Here is a 17,173-nt window from a genome sequence, read left to right on the forward strand (position 1 = left end):
AGCAGGGGATGAGCAAGAGGTATGCAATTGAGGCTATGGGTATTGGTGGCGAGAGACAAAGGCGGATGAATACTATTCAACGTGTAGAAACAGCACCCATCACACCCGTGCCTCCAACATCAGAGATGTCCCTAACCAGTTACCAGTGTCATCATAATCTCGGACAATGCGCTGACGCTGATGGGTCGATAGATACCAACAGAGTTCAATCTGAGCACCGTAGTGTTTTGGCAGCTGAGGATACACCGTGCAGCTGACATTACCAGGCAACAGCCAAAGCTGTAGCGACTGTTCGACAGCCTGCCAGCGCTGCTGATCGACCGGAGTAAATCGTTGTGGCACTGTTTTAGGTGTCTTCTGGTCTGGGCGATTATCGTCAGGGGTAAATGACAGGATCAACTCCTGTTTTGAACCTTGAGCCTGCCAATAGCTGGTACTCACCTGAGGAGTCTCCATGGTGGCGGGTAAATAGAGACATTCCCCCCGCCACTCCCCTAAAAGAGTGTCAATCGTTAAAACAGGGGGCATCGTTTCTGAGGGTGTCCCCTGGTCAGAAAAGCGATATTCCGGAATGAGCGTGACATAATCGAGGATATGGTCTCCGCTGGCGCTACCCTTATACAGCTGCACTAGCCGCATCCGTCGATGGTCAGACAGTAGAGAAAACTCAGCCCCAAAACTACTGCAGGGATATCGCTGCATCGCTCCCTGGGAGAATGCACCCGTCGGGAAAAAACAGACATAGGGAATGGCACCAGGGTAGCCAAGGTCTCGCTCCAGGGTGTGGGTGGTTTTGCCTGGAGGGGTACGCTTTAAGACCAGGGTCATATGCTGATTAGGGCGATCTTCTTTCAGGGTGAGCACACTAGGGGTCTCACTCACCTGGTGTGCCATCGGGGAGAACTGCATAAAAGCTCCTCGCCATTCGCCAACATTCTTGCGGATATAGCTCCACTGCTCTGCATCCCACAGATGCTCAATGGCAATATCGTTAAAGTGGGTCATTGTGGGGCGACAGCAGCAGGACGCAGTGCCAGATAAACAGCCGCTCCTAACAGCGGCACCAGAGAGACCGCTCGCCAGCCAGGGGATAGATTACGTCTAGCAATGTCATCCCACAACAGGCTAGGTGTCAGTAGGGTGAGCAGGCAAAAATCTAAACTCATAACATGGATAAACTGACTGGTGGCAAACTGGTGAAGAAAGTCCTGCCAGGTCTCATACCAGTCTCCCTGGGCAAAACCGTAGATGATGAGTAAGAGGGTTGCGATCGCTACACCCACACCCACCAATCGATGTTCCAACCCTTTGAGCAAAACAGTCTCCGTCGCCCGATAGGGTAAATCACAGGTCGGTTTTCTCAAAACCAAATACGGCATAAGCGCAAAGGCTCCAACACCAAAAGACCCGACTACAAACGGCCAGGCAAGTACACGTTGATCACGACCATCAGCGATCGCCAAACTGGCATAGACCACCGGCCATACCCCCATCAAATTAAACAAAACCACCACCATAGGATTGAGCTGAGCCCACTGTCCTGTGGATAGGTGGAGAATCACATTTAGAGTATCGGGCTGACTCGGCGGTGACAGTAACACCGCATAGATTACAAAACCTAACCACAGCGCCCCCAGGGCAAATGATTGCCATCGTCCTAGTAGTAAAGGGTTTATCGCCATCTCTTTAGGCGTAGTCATATCGTTACGGTGTGTTGAAAATTTAGACTTTTTTAAGTTTTAAGTTGGTATATCAACCAACATCAACCATTGCACTTATTGTACGGGGTGCCGTCTAACCTATAAAGAATGTCGTTAGCGTGATTTTGTAGACAACTGCCACTCACCAACGGCAGTGATTTATAAACAATCAGGTCCTAACCTACGATGAAAGTTCACGAGTTCCTGCGGCTATACGAATCAGGCCATCGAAACTTTAAAGGAATTAATCTGAGCGGTGCCGATCTGTCGAACTGTATTTTAGTCAATGTTGATCTATCCGGTGCCAATCTTACAGGGGTCAACCTCAGTCGAGCATTTCTCACCAAAGGGCAATTTGTTGGTGCCCAGCTCCAGCGCGCCAATCTAGAGTTTGCCAAATTAAGTGAAAGTAACTTTAACCATGCCAATCTCACCAAGATTGAAGGTCGTGGTGCCTTTTGGATCAAATCCGACCTCTCCCATGCTCGCCTCAGTGGGGCTCAACTGTCCCATGTAAACTTTCGCCAAAGCTGTTTGCACTGCGCCAACTTCTGCGGTGCGGCCTTACCAGGCGTCAATCTAAGAGAAGCCCAACTCAGGGGTACAAATTTGGCCTGGACCAATTTAAGCGCAGCCAAACTTTATGGAGCCGATATCACCGCTGTTCAATTCAATGGAGCCAATTTAGAACGAGCGCGACTAAACGGACTCAATTTTCGCGGCTTTGACCTCAATGGCATTAACTTTTCCCAGGCCCATATGAAAGGAGCCGATCTACGGGAGACCAATTTAACAGCTGCCAATTTGTCCTCAGCCCAGATGCAGCATGCCAATCTACAGAGGGCCAACATGGTGGGAGTGAATTTAAACTACACCCAATTACAGCGGGCCAATCTTGTTAACGCCGATCTCAGCCGAGCTACCCTCAATCAGGTCGATCTAACCGGTGCGATCGTCAGCAATACGCTGTTAGATAACTCCACACCAAACATGACGTCAGCAGATCCGGAGTTCCACCGTCAACCCGTGGCAATTCCACCCCTGTCGCAGCAGCCCCCAGTTATAGCCTCCAGGCTAAATATGGGACTGCTGTCATCTGTTATTGTCAGATAGACCCGCGCCAGTCACATTCAGCCCTTATGGATCTATGGCTACATCGTCCCAGCTAGGTCTCATACTTGTTACCACAGCTTCTGAAAGCGAAGCCCGCACAATTGCCGAGAGCCTACTTGACAACCAGCTGGCAGCCTGTGTCAGCATCACTCCTATTCAATCCATCTATCGCTGGCAGGGGAGCATCCACAATGATGCTGAATATCAGCTGACGATCAAAACTGACCTGGCCTTATTTGAACAAATAGCCACCCAAGTCACCCAACAGCACAGCTACGATCTACCTGAAATCATCGCTGTGCCAATGGTTGCGAGCACCGAAGCCTATGAACAGTGGATCAGAGAACAGGTTGACAAGGAAAGATATAAGGAGTAAAGGATTTGCTTGTGCCGTTTCTCTCTCGATAAAATCTTATCCCAATTACGGCCAAGGAAAGGGTACCAGGCTTGAGCGCTTCTACTCAGTAACATCTACTCACTCAGGTGTTGCCAAAGTCACTACACCATCCCCACTTCGGACTCAAAACAGCTTAGCTGTCTGAGCCTCAACATCATATGCATAGCGAGTCTTATAGTCAGTGACGCCGTAGAGATTAAAGGAGACTGTCGGTTCATCGCCCAGGGGTTGTACCTGATGAATTGCGCCAGGGGTAAACCCAATAATGTCACCGGGGCCTAAGACTTTCTCATCAACAGCTTCCAGACGATGGGGTTGCTCTGCAGTAGGAGAACGTCGCCACAGACGATTTTTTTCTTCACCACCGATCATAGCAACAATCCCCCAGGTACCGTGGTTATGAATGGTTGACACCTGGCCTGGGGCCCAAGCTACCATCTGCACAGTTAGGGGGAATTCGTACTCTCGGTATAAAAATTTGACAGACCACCCCGTTTTGGCGGACGGTGGATCATATTCCATCTGTAGCCAGTAGGAACTTGTTAACAACTGACGCACCAGCGGTGTGATCTTTTGAATACGACGACTGTTATCACTCTCGTCGGCCAAAATATCTTCTAAATCAGTTAAGAATCGGTATAGCCGATAGACCCGCTCGGGAGCTTGTACATCGGTATTACCAAACGTAGTGTACTGACCATCTTCGGTCACCAGCCAATTGTGATTCGTCATAGGCAGAAAAGTAGATGGCCTGTATTAACCGCTTCATCTTAGATTTTCAACAAGACAAAGATACAGTTACAGGCTGATATTTAGAACATTGCTTCACTGTAACAATGGTATACGAAAGAAACGTTTAATCTTGTAACAGCCGTGTATCCAAAGCATGTTCTTAGACAAACCATACCTAGACGCTGACAATTAGAGTCCCCGAATCGGTCAACCAACTAGGCCAATAGACAAATGAGATTAAGCCATATGGCCTGAAAGGGATTTGCGCCATAAACCTTTTTGCAGCTTTGATAGTCAGAACCTATTATCTTCTGTTCTATTCCTTTCCTCTCAGTTTGAATCGATTGGCAGGATAACTAATGCCAACCTTCGTAAATCTTTCAAACAAAACTCGACTCTTTTAACGCCCCTAAAACACTTGTGGTACGAATGCTGAACTCACGCTCAACCAGATACCTGCGTCGGCCTCTAGTCTGGGCACTGCTGGGAGTTTCCTTGATTGCCGGATGTGGCCAGGCTAATTCCCAGGTAGCGTTGAACGATAGCCTTACCTCAAATAGTCAAGATAGTCGCTGTGTGCAGGATTCTGTATACATTGAGCGTGGTCGCTACGTAGCGGGTAGTGATCAAGCCGAGCGAGATTATGCCTACCGAATTTCGGCCGAGGCCTTGGCCGATCGCCCTGAAGATGTCGCGGAGTTGGAAACGCGTCTACGTCAACAGCGATGGTTTGATTTTGAACCAGACCAAAGCACCCGGCGCATGGCGGCATTTTGCATCGGTCGCAACCTGGTCACCAACGAAGAATATCAAGAATTTGTGCTGGCCACTGGCTATCATCAGCCCGGTATTACCCCTGAGAACTATCAAGAGCAAAATATGCTGGTACACTCCTACCAGGATTTACGACCCTACTTTTGGAGAAGCTTCCAGTTTCCACCGGGTAAAGCTAGCTATCCAGTAGTGCTAGTGTCTCAGAAAGATGCATTGGCTTATGCTGCCTGGAAAAGTCAAGAAGATGGCGTGGAATATAGCCTGCCAACTGCAGATGAGTGGGAAAAAGCAGCCCGTGGTCAGGATGGTCGCTACTTTACCTGGGGTAACAATTGGCAAGGTCAGGCCACTAACTGGCAAAAAAATGGACCTACAGGTACCAGCCGGGTGAGTGCGTATCCCCTCAGCCAAAGCGTATACGGTGTGGAAGATATGGCGGGTAATGTGTTTGAGTTTACCTCCACAGTGTACAGACAAGACGGCCAGGAACGCGCCATTATGAAAGGCTGTGCCTGGGATGATCTACCAGGATTTTGTCGTACGGCCTATCGCCATGGCCGACCTACGACCTATCGCCACATCTTATTTGGATTTCGCCTGGTATCCGACCCACAGCGCTAGTTATCAGCAATATTTATCTGTTGCACTACTTCCCTTTTCCATAAAGTATCGGTCATTGAAAAATCAGGGTTGAACCGATTCGACTTTCAGCTAATTAGCAGCCCTCTCTCAGGCAAAATTAATCTTTGGCTCGAATAATATTTGATGGATTAATTTGTCGATTTGGTTTCGGCTGCATTATTATCTGTTCAATGCTTTAAGAGGAGCCCTCTGAATGAAAGTTAACTACATGGCAGCTGTTGCGGCTGCATCTATGCTCAGTATTGGTGTTTTGGCTGGTTGTGGCGGTGCGGCTGACCCTTGTGCGGCTGACCCCTGTGCTGCTCCCACTGAAGAAGTGGCACCCTGTGCTGCTCCCGCTGAAGACCCCTGTGCTGCTCCCGCTGAAGACCCCTGTGCTGCCCCTGAGGACCCCTGTGCGGCTCCGGCTGACCCCTGTGCTGGCTAACATCGGCTAAAAACTGGATATTGCATTGTCTCTAAAAACCGAATATTTCACATAGTCTGGCTTCCTGAAGTATTTTCGGGGAGCCTTTGCTATGGTTGCCTTGTGATAACTCTACTCGGAGGTATATGACGTGAAGGTTGGATTTATTGGCCTCGGTACGATGGGTACCCCCATGGCACTGAATTTGTTAGCCGCCGGGCATCACCTCACTGTTCATAATCGTAGTCGCGATCGCGAACTCCCCCTGGTCGAAGCCGGAGCCCAGCGAGCCGCTTCACCTGCCGCTGCCGCTGCCGCTGCCGAAGTCGTCGTCATTTGCGTCAGTGATACCCCCGATGTAGAAGCCGTCATCCTCGGTCCTGAGGGTGTGATTGCCGGGGCACAGCCTAACACCCTGGTCATCGACATGTCCACCATCAGCCCCACTGCGACGCGGACCATTGCCACCCAACTCGCAAGCCAACAGATCGCCATGCTTGATGCTCCAGTATCCGGTGGCTCAGAAGGTGCTAAAAACGGCACCCTCTCAATTATGGTGGGCGGTGAAGCCGACGCATTCACCAGAGCCATGCCCGTTTTACAAGCCATGGGCACAACCATCACCCACATTGGCCCCAACGGCGCAGGTCAAACCACTAAAGCCATCAATCAGATTGTGGTAGCCGGCACCTTTTGGGCCGTCGCAGAAGGTCTAGCTCTGGGGCTCAAAGCCGAGCTTGATATGGAAAAAGTCGTTCAGGCTGTCGGCGGTGGTGCCGCTGGCTCCTGGGCCTTTACCAACCGCTCCGGCAATATGCTCGACAACACCTACCCCTTAGGATTTCGCATGCGGCTTCACCGCAAAGATCTATTAATTGCCCTAGAAGCAGCCCGTGAGCTAGGGCTGCCCCTACCCATGGCCGCCTATGTAGAGCAAATTGAAAGTGGTCTGATTGCCCAAGGCTTTGGCGATGAAGACATGTCAGCCATCGCCCGCAGTTTGAGAGAAATGGGGGGCATTTAGAGGGTGGCAGGGAGCATACTCATCCACCCCATCACCCATCCACCCATCCACCCATCCACCCCTTTTAAGGCACCCCAATCGTCGTGATATAAAGCACCGCCTCATCCTCAGGAATACCCAGCACATCATTCACCTGGTCATCAAAAAAACCGGCAATGCCGCTAACGCCTAACCCCAATCGGGTCGCCGCCAAATTCAACCGCTGGCCCAGATGCCCCGCATCCATATGCAAATACCGATAGGCGCGATCGCAATATCGCTCAATTGCCCGTTTCAAATTCGCCGTATGAATAATTGCCACGCTAGCATCGCGACCTAAATTCTGCCCTAAGCACAAATGATGTAGCTCCCGGCGAAAATGCTTAAACCGCACCTGTCGCAGGGTAGTCGCGGCTGGATCATAGTAATAACAGCCCGTATCCAGACTATTGACCCCCAAAACCACGATAAACGTCTGAATCAGACTTAAATCAAAATAATCAGGCTGCGCATCAAACCCCTGATCGCTGTAATTTTCAGGATGATACGTAAAATCCAATAGCTGTCGCAGCGGGTCTAGCGACATCGCCGCTCCTCGATAGCGCCGGGTGGAACGACGGTGCAACATCGCTTTAGTCAGATACTCTAAACCCTCCCCCCAGCTGATGGCAGTCACCTTAGTGCTGGCATTATTCCCAAACGGAAACGCATATTGAGACCCCGCTAACTGGCGCGGATGATCTAACTGGGCCTGCTCCAAACTTTTATCCGGCTGCGGCGTAATTTTACTCACCTGATGCAGCGCCTCTAGCAGCTGTTCATCATCAGCTGGAACCGTCTCAATGGACAAGGCGCTGGGCAGCGCCGTACATCCCCGTGGCAAATTTTGCTCCACCTGCAGCAAGTCAGCCAAGGCTAGTACTGCGATCGCCCCCTCTTCCTCCGCATTCAGATACAGCAAATCATTCACCGCATCATCCACAAAGCCCCCAATCAAATGGGGTCGATAGTCACACAGAGAAGCCGCCAGATCGATATTGCCCAATAGATGCCCCGTATCCAGACAGACCCGACGATAGGCCCGCGCCTGATAGCGCCAGGCAGACCGCTGAAAAATCACACTGGTCACCAGGGCTAGATGCGTATGTTCCAGGGCTGGGTGCCAGAAACACGCCTCCTGTAGCCGCTGCCAGGGATGATCGTCCCAAAAACGCACCAGGCTATGGGTTTTCACCTGATAGTTATACAAACCCGCTGGCAGATGAGACGTGCCACGGGAAATCAAATAAATCTCTGCCGGGTATAGCGCCCCGGCCGACGGCGCAGACCGGAGATAGACCGTTTCTCCAGTAGTGCTGGTGAACTTAGCCGTTAATCCATAGCTGTGGAACAAAAACTGCGACAGCCGTTGCCACCAATGATCGCTCGCCTGCTCCACCGGCCTTAAATATCCCTGTAAATCAAAACGACTGCCCAGAGGATAGTGTTTATACACATCCGGCTGTTCAGCCCAGTTTAAGGTGCCTCGGGGCAACGCATCGGGGAAATACTTGGTGCGCTGGTGATAGTGATGAGCAAGAGAACGCGATGCCTCAGTCATAGTTGTGGAGTGAAGCTATGTGTTGAATGGATCCCCAAGGCCGAGGGTGCCCCCAGAAAACCTTAAGTGACGCTTAAGAAAGGCCATTTTTTACGATATGTATCTTAATTTACATTCTGTAACATATCGTCTCTAGCTGCCAGGGACTTCTAGAGTTAGCCTCATTTAGCCAGTCGGCTACCCCCGCCGTATCTGATTATTTTGACGTAGATAAGTGTATGACAGTTGATGAATTCTTGGCGGCTTATCAAGCTGGGAAACGTGACTTTCAAGGCATTGTGCTAGAGTCAGCCAATTTGTTTGATTGCGATATACGAAACTGCGACTTGAGCGGTGCCCAGGCCCAGGGAGCCTATTTGCCCTATGCCAAACTGAGTCGAGTCCGGTTAATTCAAGCGACTTTGACCGGAGCCAACCTGGGCAATGCGTTTCTCCAGGCAGCTGATTTATCAAATGCTGAGCTGCAGGGGGCGGTGATGTCCTATACCAATCTGCGGGGGGCGATTTTGGCGGGGGCTAAGCTCTATCAGGCCAATCTCTACAGAGCTGATTTGACGGGGGCCGATCTAACGAGAGCCGATCTGCGTCAGGTAAATCTGAGTCGAGCTATCCTAACTAAAGCGCAACTGACTAATGCGGACCTGCGAGGGGCAAATCTATTTCGAGCCCAGGCCGTCGATTTGAGTGAGGCAATTTGCGATCGCACCACCATCGACCCCAATGGCTACCCCATGGAAAATTAACCGAACTCTCAAGTCAGGGAATCCCTCCACCAAAGAGTAAAGCAAGCCGCACTAGCTCAGGTATGCTATGAGCAGTCTTTCAGACCTTACCTGCCCCTATGACTGTGAGCGCATCATCAAAATCCGCTAACTGGCCCAAATTGGCCCTCATGCTGATAGTGATGTGTAGCCCCATCCAACCAGTTTTTGCCCAAGCCAATACCGCCGCCCCCGCTGCTGAGGTTGAGCGGCTGCAGCAAGAAGCCGATCGGGCCATGGGTCGAGCCACGACCCTGTTTGTCATTTTGCTGGGTACCCTGATTCTGCTGCTGGGCGTCGGCGTGGTCATGCTTTGGTTTTTGCGACGCTCCGTGGTTAACGAGGTGGCCACCGTCGTACGCAGTCAGCTCAATGAAATGAGCGACCTCGAAGGTAAAATCCGCAACGCCAGCCGTGAACTCAATACCATTTTGGCTGAGGCCGGTGACCTATCCGACGAACTGAGCGAACGCTCCAGCAGTTTTCGGCGTGACCTCACCACCCAGCGTGATATTCTCACCAACCTGGTGGCCGATATCACTGAGCTAAAAGCCAAAACCATTAAAGACTGGCAGACCGAACTAGACGATGCCCGTCAGCACCTGGGAACCACGCAAACCGACTTTCTTAAAGAATTAGACAGCCTCAAAAACGCCGCTATTCAGCAGCTGCAGACTCTACAAGCCGATACCCGTCGCCAGCAGCAGTCCGTTTTCCAAGGGTTAGACAGCGCCCAAGCTACCCTCGACAATCATCTCTCCGGGCTCAAAGCCACCGCCGACCATCGCCAGGGCATTTTTCTCGATGAGTTAGAACGTAAGGAATCTATCTTTTCTGATGAGATTGGTACGCTACAGGCTGAGACCATTGAACATCGCGATCGCTGGTTAGAAAAACTCGCCAATCTGGAAAAAGACATTGGCCCCCAGCTAGAAAACCTGCGCAAGGCCATGAAAACCCAGCTAGAGCAGCAGCGGGACAGCATCATTGACGACATGCAGCAGGATCGAGGGGAATTTACCCAGCAGCTCAATGACATACAGGCCAACGCCCTGGGCCATAAAGAATTAGCCCTACAAACCATTGAACGCTCCGTTGGGGACCTACAACAGCAATTTCAACAACTACGCAACGATATCGAAGGCCGCAAAGCCGACCTGATGCAACAGCTACGCCAGTCCACAGACGACTTCTTGACCCAGTTTGCCACCCTCAAGGTCGATGTCGAAGGCCGCAAGGGTGTGCTGTTGGGCGATATGGACCAGGTCGCCACCGACTTTAGAAATCAGCTAGACCGACTGCAGGGTGATCTAAGCACCGAACGCGAACAATCATTTCGCGCCTTACAGCAAACAGCCAACAACTTTTCAAATCAGCTCAACCAGCTACAAAGTGAAACCGGAGACCAGCAGTCCCGCACATTGCAAACCATTGAAGTCACCGCCCGAGACTTTGACCGTCAGCTGAATGAGCTGCAGTCAGGCATTACCCAACAGCAACAACAGTCACTACAAAGCCTGCGTCAGCTAGAAAACGAATTTACCCAGCAGCTCAGCGAAGTCCGAGACGTTGTCTTTGGTCGTCGGGATGTGGTAATCGACAAGCTCAACAACTTTGACGCCAACCTCGGCAACCAAATTAATGAGCTAGCCGAAACCGCCCGAGGACGTCAGCAAGAAGCCCAGCAGCGGCTGATTGTCGTTGCCGAGCGGTTTGCCACGGCCCTGGATGGCCTGAAAGCTAAGTTTGAAGGCGAACAGTCTGCTACCGTTGCTGACCTGGAACAGCTAAAACAGAATTTTGCCCAGCAGTTGGAAGAACTGCAAACAGATGCCAAGGTGCAGAAAGATCAGATTATGCGCCAGCTTGGCGAAGTCACTCCTGAATATGTGGCCGATTCGTTTGTCGATACAGCTCAAACCCAGCTACAAAGCTTGACCGAGCGCCTATCGCGGCTGCAGGCCAACCGTCCCGAGTTATTTGAAACCATTGATGAGCTGATAGCCACTGCTGAAGGCCAGATAGAGACAGGCAATTTAGAAGAAGCGATTGCCACCTATGATCGTGCCCTGGCCATTCAGCCCAGCAATGCGGATCTATGGTTAGCCCGCAGTAAGCCCCTCACTCAGCTCAAGCGTCGGGATGAGGCTCTAGCAGCCTTGCAAAAGGTCATTGACCTTGAACCCCAGCGGATTGCAGCCTGGTATCAGCGGGGGCTGGTGCTGCGGGAGCTACGTCGTTATGAAGATGCCTTGACCACCTTTGAGCGAGTAATTGAGCTGGATAATAGCGATCCAAAAGCCTGGCTCAATAATGGCATGGTGCTCAGCCGTCTCAAGCAGCGAGAGAAGGCGATTATCTCCTTTGATAAGGCCATTGCCCTTGACCCTACTTACCACGAAGCCTGGGTAAATCGCGGGGTGGCCTACGGCATTTTGCAAAAGACTCAGGAGGCGTTTGAATCCTTTGATAAGGCAGTCAATATTCAAGAAAATGATGGGGTAGCCTGGTTAAATCGGGGTCTGGCCCTGATGGAGCTAGAGCGCTTTGAGGATGCGGTACCTTCGTTTGAAAAGGCCACCCGGTTTAAGCCAGATTTGGTCAAGGCTTGGGATAATCGCGGGTTGGCTCTGGTGAAGTTAGGACGGGACCGGGATGGGCTTAAGAGTTTTGAAAAGGCGCTGGAGCTAAATCCGAACTATGCCAAGACGTACTACAATCGTGCCGTTTGTTATGCCCTGCAGCGGGAGACGGATAAGTCGTTAGAGAATTTGCAAAAGGCGGTACAGATTGACCCACGCTATAAGGAAGAAGCTCAGGCGGATGAGAGCTTTGAGGATATCTGGCAGGACAATTGGTTCAAGGAATTGGTCGCGTAGGTTGGGTTCGACTCCGCTCACCCAACACCTCTCGCTCTTTTACTGTCTCGCGAACCCAACAATCGGTACCCTACGCTATATTTCCAAAACCTTAACAATCGATACCCCACGCCACGTTTAAAAATCTCAAATGTTAATCTTGGGTTGGGGGTTAAGGAAAATAGCCTGGAATTATCAATTGTTGGGTTTCAACGGATCGTTATAAAGCAAAGAATATTGGACGAATTATCAACCCAACCTACGAGGGGGTTCCATTTGGGCAAAATGTTCTAACAGTATTCGGTGAATGTAGCCGCCGCCAATCTTCTGCAGGAAGAGCAATCCACTCTCCTGACAATATTGAATCCTCTGAACCCAAGTCTGAACATGAAAATCTACACTCACTCGAGTAAGGGCGCGGAATTGAGTCAACAGTCTTAAACACAGCATCAGCACCAAAATATTGACTCAAAAAATCATAAATACGCCCAGTGACATCGTTACTGTCACTACGTCGATAGGAGATAAAAACCGCATTGGAGACCAACATAGCATCTATCTATAAGACAGAAATGAGCGATAATTCAAGTTTATACTACTCACCCTTTTCCCACTCTAGGGTAATCTCTAAACTCGTCTTACCTGTCCCCTTCGCTAACGCTGCAATCAACAGCCCCTCCTGCATTTCCAATTCCACCCCAAACGTCACGCTCGCCTTTGTGGGTTTTGCCGCATTAATTGGCTTAGCAATGGCCGTCACAATTCCCTCAATCGAAGACGTGACCTTATCAAAGGAAGACTTAGGCCCCAACTTGTCTGAATCACCACGTGTGATTTGAGGTGGTTTTACCTTTACATAAATCAAGCTGCCATCCTCTAACTCTACAGGCACCGTTTGGCCAGATTCATAGTTCATTAGCAAGCAGTAAAACATCAGCTCTGTTATAGCGCTCTTGCCACAGTCGACCAACCCATCAGCAACATTTCGACAGGCAAAAAAAAGCCACCCCCGTTAAGGGATGACTCAGATGTGCCAGGAAACTTAAATGAATTTAGACAATGAAGGCACTGTCGCTAATTGGCACGTACAGACGTTGCCTGCAACGTCTCTTCCCATCCTCCCGCCCTCTGCATCAACCACTCCACCGCCCAAAACCGTACAGCACCATCCGCACTACTGCTCATCAACACCTGGCCTTGATCATCAAACTCCACATCCCATATCGCCATATCGTGCCCCTCCAGCGTCTGCACCAGTTGATGGCTTTTAACATCCCATAGCTTTACCGTCTGGTCATAGCTACCACTGGCCACCGTGCGTCCATCTGGGCTAAACGCCACCGAATACACCGCCCGATCATGACCGATAAACAGGCAGATCGGCTCAAACTTTTGCAGATCCCACGAAATCACTGACTTATCCTGACTACCGCTCACAAACATCTTGCCATCAGGACTAAAGGCTAAATCCCACACCGTTCTCTTATGAACATGTAATGTGATCTGCTTCATCCCCAACTCAAGATCCCACACATGGATCATGCCGCGTCGATCACCGCTCAGGAGGGTCTTACCATCGGGACTAATCGCTACTGCTGTAATGCCATGGGGATGCTCAAATGTATGCAATGGTTCACCTGTCCAAATATCCCAAACTCTGACGGTTTTATCAAAGCTACCACTGACTAACAAACGACCATCGGCACTGATGACCAGCGCTTTCACATCATCGGTATGCCCCGCCAACGTATGAAATGCCTGTTTTGTCATCAGGTTCCAAATGTGAATGTCGTTATCCCAACTACCGCTAGCCATAAGCCTGCCGCTGGGACTAAACGCAACATTTTCAACTGCATCAGAATGGGCTTGATGAGATTGCAATAACTCCCCGGACATAGAGTCCCAAACCGACACGGTGCCGTCAGCATGTCCCGTTGCAAAAATCTGGCTGCTGGTATGCGCAGTACTGCCATAGGTGACTGCATCAGTTGTAAATGCTTGCCTGGAACCAAACCGACTATCAAACCCAATTGATGCCTGAGCCGTAGCCAAATCAGTAGCTACATAGGCAGTTCCTCTGCGAATAATCATTGGAGAAGCTGTCATATCTACAGCAACAGCGATGCAGGTTATGGCCAGGCTAGTTAGACTGATTTTTTCAAGGGTCGAGCTGTTCCTTTTACGTTTTTTCTTACTGTTGGCTGCTGGCTGTTGCTTAAACTGAGATAATCTGTCACCAAAATTTCTAAAAAACGATCTCTTTTCTGGAGCTTCGGTAGATTTTGAAGTAATGATCATGGCTTTTAACGGTTGCACCACTGCAGCACTTTCATGCAAGTACATCGCCTGGTTGACCAGACTTGAAATTCTCTAGGAATGAGGATGAGGATTCAATTAGGTCCTATCTTTTGCTGTACAGACGTGCCATGGAATGCCTCTGCAGACAACATTTTGGACTTATAAAATCCTGATTTCTAGTCATAGCTGCTGCCAACGGCATAGGGCGTCACGAAGTATCGAAGTATCGCATACGCCATCGGCCAATAGATTAGCCATCCGTCACTGTGCTTCTATCAGAGAAGTCATCTTGCTAAAAAATGAAACGACAAAGCATTCTCCAGATAATACCTGGCAGTATCTAGACTCTATACACTGAACCTAACTTTAGTGAGATCCTGCCCTCACTCGGGATATTTCTTTTTGAAACTCGGTTCCTTTGCGGACCAGAAACAAAACCGTAATGACAGTAATGCTCACGGTGGCGATGGGTGTCACCAGTGTCCACTGACCTGCCATTTTGTTGATGACGTGCCAGGTTAACAAAAACATGGCAGCATATGTCAGCATGTGGAGACGTTTCCAATTCTTTTTAAGGCGCTTTATGCTCCAGTCGTTGGAAGTGGCTGTCAGGATCGCAAAAATGATCAGCGTTGACAGTCCCTCAGCACTGGCTCTGTAGGTATTGAAATCAAAAAAGTCGAAATTGCGTTTGCGAATTACAAAATAGGTATGTCCCACGGCTAGGGCAAAGGCTAATATGCCGACAGCCCGCCTTTCTTTTAGTAACCAACGAACCACACCATGGGATTTGATTGAAGGGAATACAATCCGCATGATGGTCGGGGTTAAGGTGGCAACATAGGCAGCTAATGCGAGAAAACCCAGATGGTTTCCCAGCGGAACAGATTCAAGTGGTAGACGCATTTCAGGTAGAGCACTGGTTGTTTAACTGTTTAGTGAAAAAGTCAAAAACGCACTAGCTGATTAGTGAAATTAGACAACCTCAAAGGTAAACTCTGAAATACGAATGCTATTTTTCCTAGGCAGCTTGTTTCCTCTAGAAAAGCAAGTGCTTGGCAGTAAACCCAATAGTCTAGGGATTTCCGGAACCAGTTGAGCCATTCAATACTTCAATCAAACCTCTTAGATGCCTCCTTCAAACCAGGCAAAGCGCTTTTGATGCACCCATGATGTCCCCATACATGCAAGATATACGTTGACAAAATCCCTGGCGATAGGCTTTGTATCAACGGTCAACGCATGTTCTTGTTCACGGATATATTAGAGCAAGTTAATTTCACACGATCATATAGATCCGGACGCTTTATGAAAAGTTTCTAATTTCTCCATTAGATACTGAAGATTTTACATATTGCATCAGGAAGATCTTGACTTTTAGTGCGCCTTTCCCTGGAAAACACTTAGAAAACCCAATGTATGATTAGACAACTACCTACGTACATCTACATACGCAACAGTTATAGTCTAATAACTTACGCGAGCCCTGGCTGACTGCATACCGACAACTGTATCAAGGCATGTTGCTCAGTCTATGAAGAGATGGCCTGCTGATAAGCATTTTTTTTCGGTATTAGCCCCAGGGGAAGTGCTTTAAGAGCCTCGCCAGCAGATTTAAAGCGTAAATGGTAATTGGAATTGATCATACGCTCAAACAGTTTGACAATGTTGGCATCAGCTTTCACCAAATCTGTCAAATTTTGCTTACCGCTGACTGTTAACAACCACTCAGGAGATTGCCCTGTCAATGACTGCAGCACAATCATCCCAATGGCATAGATATCACTATTGAGCTGTGGATTACCCACCCGCTGCTCAGCTGATTGATAGTCATGCTGTTTTAAAAGAGCTTGACGATATGGCAACGAATGGGAGCGTAGCTTAACAAACAGTCGCTTTAGCACTCCATATTCTACTAAAACAATGCGATTGTCAGATTGACGCCGGATAAAGCTGCTGGGATTACACTCGCAGTGTACCATTTGCCCCTGGTGAAAAGGGTTCACACTGCTGAGCAAACTGTGGGTCAGCTGCAGGACATATCCCATCGATTGAGCACTGCCTAGTTCATCGGCCAAAGAGGTTCCCTCGACATAGGCTTGCACCCAGTAGAAGACATCATCTTGCTCAAAATAATCTAGACAGGTGGCAATTTCGTCCTGTCGGGTGATCACCCTTAAGAAGCTCATTTCTGAGGTGAGCGCTTCGCGTACTAACGCTAACAGGGAGGGATTATCCACTGGCAGGTTAAAGGTGTTGATGATAACTGATTGGAGAGGAGTAGTTTGTAAATCGTTGGCTAGTAAACATTGGCCAAATGGATTATTACTTAGCACTTGGCTGACTTCGTAGCGATTATTCAAACAGCCGTCCGAGGGTTGAACCTGGGTAGACACTGGGGTCAGAATCTCATCAATATCCGCGCCGACAAGCTTAGAGAGTACTTTATCTATTTGTTCACCTTGCAGCATCTCCGCTGAGGGATTCTTGGCAAGGCTAGGCGAAGGCAATGTGACGCCCAGTAATGCGTTGATTTTGCTAAGTAGTCGTTTGAGCACAATGGGTTTTGTATCGTAGTCATTACAACCAACTTCTAACGCTGTTTTCCAGTTGTCTGTTTTGGCATTAGTCGTTAGCGCAATGACTGGGATATGCAAGGTGGCAGAAGAGGCTTTAAGGATTTTGATTGCTTGCCATCCATCAATCACCGGCAAGTCAGTATCCATAATGATCAAGTCGGGCTGATGCTCAATGGCGATTGATACCCCTTTGTCACCATCGGTTGCAATCAAGACATCATATCCACAATGTCGTAGCTGTCGATCCAGCATTTTGCGATTTAATGCATTGTCTTCTACTAGTAAAACTTGAGGCATGGTGAATATCGGG

At 49.4% G+C, this 17,173-nt stretch carries 14 protein-coding genes and 1 pseudogene; 7 read left to right on the forward strand and 8 right to left on the reverse strand.

All coding sequences use genetic code 11. The features are described from left to right. Positions 1-99 precede the first annotated feature (99 nt). Together N836_RS49285 and N836_RS49290 are read right to left on the reverse strand one after the other, a co-directional pair. The gene (locus tag N836_RS49285; protein WP_023072144.1) at positions 100-1,005 is read right to left on the reverse strand and encodes a DUF3598 family protein; all 906 of its coding nucleotides are present in this window, start codon (positions 1,003-1,005) and stop codon (positions 100-102) included. Further along, positions 1,002-1,700 (reverse strand): hypothetical protein, encoded by a 699-nt coding sequence (locus N836_RS49290; RefSeq protein WP_023072145.1) that lies wholly within the window; start codon positions 1,698-1,700, stop codon positions 1,002-1,004. The genes N836_RS49285 and N836_RS49290 overlap by 4 nt, the downstream gene beginning before the upstream one ends. 186 nt (positions 1,701-1,886) lie before the next feature. On the opposite strand from N836_RS49290, the gene N836_RS49295 reads away from it, so the two are divergent. Together N836_RS49295 and cutA are read left to right on the forward strand one after the other, a co-directional pair. Next, complete coding sequence (locus N836_RS49295) at positions 1,887-2,813, forward strand: pentapeptide repeat-containing protein (protein ID WP_023072146.1); 927 nt, start codon at positions 1,887-1,889, stop codon at positions 2,811-2,813. Positions 2,814-2,847: 34 nt separating this feature from the next. Then, positions 2,848-3,189 (forward strand): divalent-cation tolerance protein CutA, encoded by a 342-nt coding sequence (cutA, locus tag N836_RS49300; RefSeq protein ID WP_023072147.1) that lies wholly within the window; start codon positions 2,848-2,850, stop codon positions 3,187-3,189. A gap of 144 nt (positions 3,190-3,333) precedes the next feature. On the opposite strand, the gene N836_RS49305 is transcribed toward cutA, so the two are convergent. Then, positions 3,334-3,942: a hypothetical protein gene (locus tag N836_RS49305; protein ID WP_023072148.1), complete on the reverse strand. Its 609-nt coding sequence runs from the start codon at positions 3,940-3,942 to the stop codon at positions 3,334-3,336. A 429-nt stretch (positions 3,943-4,371) separates the two neighbouring features. Here N836_RS49305 and N836_RS49310 point away from each other — a divergent pair, with 429 nt between their 5' ends. The 3 genes and pseudogenes from N836_RS49310 to N836_RS78185 all read left to right on the forward strand — a co-directional run. After that, on the forward strand, positions 4,372-5,337 hold the full coding sequence (locus tag N836_RS49310; RefSeq protein ID WP_023072149.1) for a formylglycine-generating enzyme family protein: 966 nt from the start codon (positions 4,372-4,374) through the stop codon (positions 5,335-5,337). A 214-nt stretch (positions 5,338-5,551) separates the two neighbouring features. Continuing rightward, positions 5,552-5,785, forward strand: coding sequence for a hypothetical protein (locus tag N836_RS49315; protein ID WP_023072150.1), 234 nt, complete (start codon positions 5,552-5,554; stop codon positions 5,783-5,785). A gap of 127 nt (positions 5,786-5,912) precedes the next feature. Continuing rightward, a pseudogene (locus tag N836_RS78185) lies at positions 5,913-6,788 on the forward strand (NAD(P)-dependent oxidoreductase); the annotation flags it as partial. A gap of 64 nt (positions 6,789-6,852) precedes the next feature. Here N836_RS78185 and N836_RS49325 read toward each other — a convergent pair. Next, positions 6,853-8,367, reverse strand: coding sequence for a SagB/ThcOx family dehydrogenase (locus N836_RS49325; protein WP_023072152.1), 1,515 nt, complete (start codon positions 8,365-8,367; stop codon positions 6,853-6,855). Between the two features lie 218 nt (positions 8,368-8,585). On the opposite strand from N836_RS49325, the gene N836_RS49330 reads away from it, so the two are divergent. Further along, positions 8,586-9,110 carry a pentapeptide repeat-containing protein gene (locus N836_RS49330; RefSeq protein WP_023072153.1) on the forward strand — a complete coding sequence of 175 codons (525 nt, stop codon included), beginning with the start codon at positions 8,586-8,588 and terminating at the stop codon, positions 9,108-9,110. Positions 9,111-9,208: 98 nt separating this feature from the next. After that, positions 9,209-12,007, forward strand: a complete 2,799-nt coding sequence (locus tag N836_RS49335) for a tetratricopeptide repeat protein (RefSeq protein WP_023072154.1) — start codon at positions 9,209-9,211, stop codon at positions 12,005-12,007. 574 nt (positions 12,008-12,581) lie between these two features. Here N836_RS49335 and N836_RS49340 read toward each other — a convergent pair. The 4 genes from N836_RS49340 to N836_RS74150 form a co-directional block, all read right to left on the reverse strand. Then, positions 12,582-12,902 carry a CU044_2847 family protein gene (locus N836_RS49340; protein WP_023072155.1) on the reverse strand — a complete coding sequence of 107 codons (321 nt, stop codon included), beginning with the start codon at positions 12,900-12,902 and terminating at the stop codon, positions 12,582-12,584. 158 nt (positions 12,903-13,060) lie between these two features. Further along, positions 13,061-14,092, reverse strand: a complete 1,032-nt coding sequence (locus tag N836_RS49345) for a WD40 repeat domain-containing protein (RefSeq protein WP_161634958.1) — start codon at positions 14,090-14,092, stop codon at positions 13,061-13,063. Positions 14,093-14,650: 558 nt separating this feature from the next. Beyond that, positions 14,651-15,190, reverse strand: a complete 540-nt coding sequence (locus N836_RS49350; RefSeq protein ID WP_023072157.1) for a ferric reductase-like transmembrane domain-containing protein — start codon at positions 15,188-15,190, stop codon at positions 14,651-14,653. Positions 15,191-15,816: 626 nt separating this feature from the next. Beyond that, positions 15,817-17,160, reverse strand: a complete 1,344-nt coding sequence (locus N836_RS74150) for a response regulator (RefSeq protein ID WP_023072158.1) — start codon at positions 17,158-17,160, stop codon at positions 15,817-15,819. Positions 17,161-17,173 lie beyond the last annotated feature (13 nt).

The organism is Leptolyngbya sp. Heron Island J (assembly GCF_000482245.1).
GTDB lineage: Bacteria > Cyanobacteriota > Cyanobacteriia > Phormidesmidales > Phormidesmidaceae > Leptothoe.

Coding starts and splice junctions, on each gene's coding strand:
- cutA (WP_023072147.1), top strand. CDS start 2,848: ATGGCTACATCGTCCCAGCTAGGTCTCATACTTGTTACCACAGCTTCT.
- N836_RS49345 (WP_161634958.1), bottom strand. CDS start 14,092: ATGACAGCTTCTCCAATGATTATTCGCAGAGGAACTGCCTATGTAGCT.
- N836_RS74150 (WP_023072158.1), bottom strand. CDS start 17,160: ATGCCTCAAGTTTTACTAGTAGAAGACAATGCATTAAATCGCAAAATG.
- N836_RS49310 (WP_023072149.1), top strand. CDS start 4,372: ATGCTGAACTCACGCTCAACCAGATACCTGCGTCGGCCTCTAGTCTGG.
- N836_RS49340 (WP_023072155.1), bottom strand. CDS start 12,902: ATGAACTATGAATCTGGCCAAACGGTGCCTGTAGAGTTAGAGGATGGC.
- N836_RS49350 (WP_023072157.1), bottom strand. CDS start 15,190: ATGCGTCTACCACTTGAATCTGTTCCGCTGGGAAACCATCTGGGTTTT.
- N836_RS49295 (WP_023072146.1), top strand. CDS start 1,887: ATGAAAGTTCACGAGTTCCTGCGGCTATACGAATCAGGCCATCGAAAC.
- N836_RS49305 (WP_023072148.1), bottom strand. CDS start 3,942: ATGACGAATCACAATTGGCTGGTGACCGAAGATGGTCAGTACACTACG.
- N836_RS49325 (WP_023072152.1), bottom strand. CDS start 8,367: ATGACTGAGGCATCGCGTTCTCTTGCTCATCACTATCACCAGCGCACC.
- N836_RS49290 (WP_023072145.1), bottom strand. CDS start 1,700: ATGACTACGCCTAAAGAGATGGCGATAAACCCTTTACTACTAGGACGA.
- N836_RS49315 (WP_023072150.1), top strand. CDS start 5,552: ATGAAAGTTAACTACATGGCAGCTGTTGCGGCTGCATCTATGCTCAGT.
- N836_RS49285 (WP_023072144.1), bottom strand. CDS start 1,005: ATGACCCACTTTAACGATATTGCCATTGAGCATCTGTGGGATGCAGAG.
- N836_RS49335 (WP_023072154.1), top strand. CDS start 9,209: ATGACTGTGAGCGCATCATCAAAATCCGCTAACTGGCCCAAATTGGCC.
- N836_RS49330 (WP_023072153.1), top strand. CDS start 8,586: ATGACAGTTGATGAATTCTTGGCGGCTTATCAAGCTGGGAAACGTGAC.